A 376-nucleotide genomic window follows, 5' to 3' on the forward strand; every position below is an offset into this window, starting at 1 on the left:
CCCGAAGCCGTACGTCTGGACAAAGACCGCAGACGAGATCCTCGAACGCCTCGCCGGATATCTGAAGCGAATTCCAGACTCAGGACACTAGGGCGCACGTGTACGGCAACGCGGTGGCCCCGTTCGGCACCTGGCCGGCGAGCTTCGGGCCGGCTCGGGCCGGCCGTGAAGGACACCCTGCTGTACTCGCCGTACGGCTCGTACTGAGCCGCTGACCTGCCCTCATGTCCCGGGCGGGGCCAGGAGGTGGGGCGGTGCGACCCCCCTTTCAGTAGGACCCCCCCCCATTTTTTTAAAATTAATAAAATTTAATAAAAGTTATGATATGAGGCGCGACCGGGGCCCTGCGCCCGCAGGGCCCCCACGCGGGGGGACG

It is taken from the genome of Kitasatospora sp. NPDC127111 (assembly GCF_042677465.1).
Taxonomy (GTDB): domain Bacteria; phylum Actinomycetota; class Actinomycetes; order Streptomycetales; family Streptomycetaceae; genus Kitasatospora.